4 protein-coding genes and 1 pseudogene are annotated in these 4,157 nt (G+C 72.5%); 3 read left to right on the top strand and 2 right to left on the bottom strand.

Going from position 1 to position 4,157, the window contains the following annotated elements:
- A partial coding sequence (locus IH13_RS37285) for an FAD-binding oxidoreductase (RefSeq protein ID WP_031083746.1) occupies positions 1 to 1,192 on the bottom strand: 1,192 nt, incomplete at its 3' end.
- Positions 1,193 to 1,320: 128 nt separating this feature from the next.
- Between IH13_RS37285 and IH13_RS0112245 the strand changes: the two genes are divergently transcribed.
- Positions 1,321 to 2,241: a YihY/virulence factor BrkB family protein gene (locus IH13_RS0112245; RefSeq protein WP_031083744.1), complete on the top strand. Its 921-nt coding sequence runs from the start codon at positions 1,321 to 1,323 to the stop codon at positions 2,239 to 2,241.
- Here the strand turns inward: IH13_RS0112245 and IH13_RS0112240 are convergent.
- Entirely contained in the window at positions 2,189 to 3,451 is a 1,263-nt protein-coding gene (locus tag IH13_RS0112240) for a D-alanyl-D-alanine carboxypeptidase family protein (RefSeq protein WP_037841146.1), read from the bottom strand. The genes IH13_RS0112245 and IH13_RS0112240 overlap by 53 nt on opposite strands.
- 121 nt (positions 3,452 to 3,572) lie before the next feature.
- Between IH13_RS0112240 and IH13_RS0112235 the strand changes: the two genes are divergently transcribed.
- Positions 3,573 to 3,818, top strand: coding sequence for an SCO4848 family membrane protein (locus IH13_RS0112235; RefSeq protein WP_031083740.1), 246 nt, complete (start codon positions 3,573 to 3,575; stop codon positions 3,816 to 3,818).
- 46 nt (positions 3,819 to 3,864) lie between these two features.
- Positions 3,865 to 4,157: pseudogene (locus IH13_RS0112230) on the top strand (metallophosphoesterase); the annotation flags it as partial.

Genomic DNA, 4,157 nt, shown 5'->3' with positions numbered 1-4,157 from the left:
CCGCCACCTCGTCGTCGAGGCGGTCGAGCAGCCGCGCCAGACCGGGCAGCCCCGCGGGCAGGCCGAAGGAGAGCGACCAGCCGGGCACCGGGAAGGAGAGCCATCCGGGCCCGCCCGCCCCGAGCCGCTGGAGCACGGCGTGGAAGGCGGGGCAGCGCCGCAGGGACAGCCGCCGGACCACCCGGTGCAGGGCCTGCTCCCGCCCCTCGCCCACCGCGAACCGGTACTGCACGAAGCCGCCCCGGCCGTAGAGCCGGTTCCACCCGGGGAGGGTGTCCAGGGGGTGGAGGAAGGACGAGACGCGCTGGAGCCGCCCGGCGCGCACGGCGCCCGCGCCCCGGAAGCGGAGCTCGGCCAGGAGCGCCGCCGAGGTCCGGCCGAGCAGCCCTTCGGGAACGTACGCCGGGGCACCCGGCAACTGGACCGGACGGAACACCAGCGGTGTGCGCCGGGCGCGCGGCGGGAGCGCGTCCAGCGGCGCGTGCTCCGCCCGGACCACCACGGCGCGGCCCGTGGCCTTCCCGCGCGCCAGCAGGTCCACCCGGGCCGCCGCGTACGGGAAGTGGCCGCCGGCCCCGGAGAGCCGGGCCAACGCCTCGTCCAGGTCGGCCGTCCGCTCGGTCACCACCGACATCCACGCGGTGGCGACGGGCCGGAGCGAGAGGGTGGCGGAGAGGACGACCCCGGTCAGCCCCAGTCCGCCCGCCGTCGCGGCGAAGAGATCGGTCCCGGGCAGCACCGTGCGGACGGCGCCGTCGGCGGTCAGCAGCTCCAGGGAGCGCACGTGCCGGGTGAACGAGCCGGCGGTGGCGTGGTTGAGGCCGTGCAGGTCGGAGCCGATGGCACCGCCGACGGTGACGTACCGGGTGGACGGGGTGACCGGGAGGAACCAGCCCAGCGGCAGCAGCACCTCCATCAGGCGGTGCAGGCTCACCCCGGCGTCGCAGACGACCGTGCCGGTGGCGGTGTCGATCGTGTGGACGCGGTCCAGTCCGGTCATGTCGACCACCGAACCGCCCGCGTTCTGCGCCGCGTCCCCGTGCGACCGGCCCAGCCCGCGGGCGACGACCCCGCGCGGCCCGCGGCCCGTCACGGCGACCGCCGCCTCCTCGTACGTACGGGGGCGGAACCGGAGCGCGGTCGTCGGGGCGGTGCGGCCCCAGCCGGTCATGGACACCGTGTCGACGGACATGGGGGTGACCGTATCGCCAAGAGAAACCCTTTTGAGGGATTTGTTACAGCACTCACCGAAATGGGTGATTGGCTCCTCAGGCGGCCCCGCTGCTCGGTTTTCCGGGCCCCGCCGGGTACGCGTAGGGCATGGACTGGCTGAAGAAACTTCCCGTCGTCGGCCCCCTCGCCGGCCGGCTGATGGAGACACACGCCTGGCGCTCCTACGAGACGCTGGTACGGGTCCACTGGGCCCGGCTCGCCGCGGCGATCACCTTCCTCAGCTTCCTGGCGCTCTTCCCCCTGATCGCGGTCGGGGCCGCGGTCGGCGCGGCGCTCCTGACGGACCAGCAGCTGCACAAGATCGAGAAGCAGCTGGCCGAGCAGGTCCCCGGCATCTCCGACCAGCTCGGCATCGGCAACCTGGTGGACCACGCGGGCACGGTCGGGCTGGTCGCCGGTCTGCTGCTGCTCTTCACCGGTGTCGGCTGGATCGGCTCGATGCGGGAGTGCCTGCTCGCCGTCTGGGAGAAGGACGACGCCGACCAGGGCAACCCGGTCGTCCGCAAGCTCAAGGACGCCGGTCTGCTGATCGGGCTCGGCGGCGCCGCGCTGGCCACGGTCGCCGTCGGCACCGTCGGCTCGACGGCCATCGGGTGGACCGCCGACCAGCTCGGCATCCCCGAGAACGGCGTCGGCGGTGTGCTGCTCCAAGTGGCCGCCCTGGTGGTGGCGGTCGGCGCGGACTTCCTGCTGCTGCTCTACCTGCTGACCCTGCTGCCGGGGGTGGAGCCGCCCCGCCACCGGCTCTTCGTCGCCGGGCTCGTCGGGGCGGTCGGCTTCGAGCTGCTGAAACTGCTGCTCGGCAGCTACATCAAGGGGGTCGCCTCCAAGAGCATGTACGGCGCCTTCGGGGTGCCGATCGCCCTGCTGCTGTGGATCAACTTCAGCGCGAAGCTGCTGCTGGTCTGCGCCGCCTGGACGGCGACGCCCGAGAAGGACGCCGAGGACGCGCCCGTCAGTGACGGGGAAGGCGGCGCACCAGGTCGGGCAGCGGCCAGCGCCGGTTGACGAGGTACACCCCCGCCGCGAGGACCACCAGCACCCCGGCGACGACCGACAGCGCGACCCACACCCCGGAACCGGTGGGCGCGGCGGCCACGGTGGTCCCCACGGCCGCCTGGTCGCCCTTCCCGGCACCCGGCGTCTTGTTCGCCCCCGCGGCCGGCTCGGTGCCCTGGCCCGCGCCGGTGACGGCGGACTTCGGCGGGACGAGGGTGCCGACCGGCTTCACCTTGCCGCTCGCGGCGAACCCCCAGTCCAGCAGGGACGCCGCCTCCTTGTAGACGGCGTGGCTCACCTCCGGGTCCGGGTGCATGACGGTGACCAGGAGCACCCGCCCGTCGCGCTCGGCGACCCCGGTGAAGGTGTTGCCCGCGTGGGTGGTGTAGCCGTTCTTGACGCCCGCGATGCCCTGGTACTGCTCCACGCCGTCGGCACCGGTGAGCAGCCGGTTGGTGTTCTGGATCCCGAAGGACTGCCGCTTCTTGCCCTTCTTCTGCTCCCCGGGGAACTGCGCGGTGGCCGTCGCGGCGTACTCCCGGAAATCGGCCTTCTGGAGCCCGCTGCGGGCGAACAGCGTCAGGTCGTACGCGCTGGAGACCTGGTTGGGGGCGTCGTAGCCGTCCGGCGAGACGACCCGGGTGTCGAGCGCCTGGAGCTCGTCCGCGTGCCGCTGCATCGCCGCGACCGTCGCGTCCACACCGCCGTACATCGAGGACAGCACGTGCACCGCGTCGTTGCCCGACTGCAGGAAGACCCCGAGCCAGAGGTCGTGGACGGTGTAGCTGTGGTCCTCCTTGACGCCCACCAGGCTGCTGCCCTCACCCACGCCGGCCAGCTCCTGCTCGGTCACCAGGTGGGTCGTGGTCGGCTGAAGGGCCGGCAGGACCGTGTCGGCGAAGAGCATCTTCAGGGTGGAGGCGGGCGGCAGCCGCCAGTGGGCGTTGTGTGCCGCGAGCACGTCACCGTTCTCCGCGTCCGCGACGATCCACGACCGCGCGGTGAGGTTCTTCGGCAGCACCGGGACGCCCGGCCCCAGCTCGGCCTGGGTGCCCACCTGGCCCAGCCGCTCCCCGCCCACGGTGGACATGGGGCCGGTCGGCTTCGGCTGTCTGTCGTCGGTCTTGTCCTTGTCGGCCGCCGCGGCCGGACTGAGGACACAAACGGACAGCAAAGCGGCAGAGAGGACCGTCATCACAGTCTTTTTCAGAGCAGGCACGGTCGGAAACGTACATGGCGTTGCCATGGATCGAGACCCGGATGGTCTGACCCGCCGTGGATACCGCCGGGACAGCCCACCCCGGACGAGAGCCGCCGAGCGCGGTGGCGATACTGATTCCATGAAGCTCAGCCGCCCCGTCTCCTGGTTCCTGCTCGTCTTCGGGGTATGGAGCTGGTTCATCTGGATCTCTTTCGTCAAGAACCTCTGGAAGGACGGCAGCGGGCTCGCGTTCGACGACGCGGGTGACCCGACCGCCTACTTCTGGGTCCATCTGCTGCTCGCCGTCACGTCGTTTCTTCTGGGGACGGCTGTCGGGGTCATCGGGTTCCGTGGCGTCAGAGCTCTGCGTCACACGCGTACGTGAACGGTGACCGCACGGATCGGTCCGGCGGGGGAGCGGGGGAACGCAAGTGGTAGTCGTCTTCGTCCTGGTGGCGGTCGCGGTCCTCGCGCTGCTGGCCGGCGTGCACCGCTACGTGTGGCGCCGGCTGGTCGGTGACACGACGGCCGAGGGCACGCTCGCGCGCCGGGCCGGCACGGTCGCGGTGTGGGTGCTGCCCCTGCTCACCGTGGGCGCCTTCGCCGGGGGGCGGGCCGGCTTCCCCTTCCCCCTCCAGCAGGTGCTGGCCTGGCCGGGCTACCTGTGGCTGGCCGCGCTGCTCTACCTGACGCTGGCGCTGCTGGTGGGGGAGGCGGTACGGCC

It is taken from the genome of Streptomyces sp. NRRL WC-3549 (genome assembly GCF_000721935.1).
Classification (GTDB): domain Bacteria; phylum Actinomycetota; class Actinomycetes; order Streptomycetales; family Streptomycetaceae; genus Streptomyces.
This window is presented reverse-complemented; position numbering and strand designations above follow the sequence as displayed.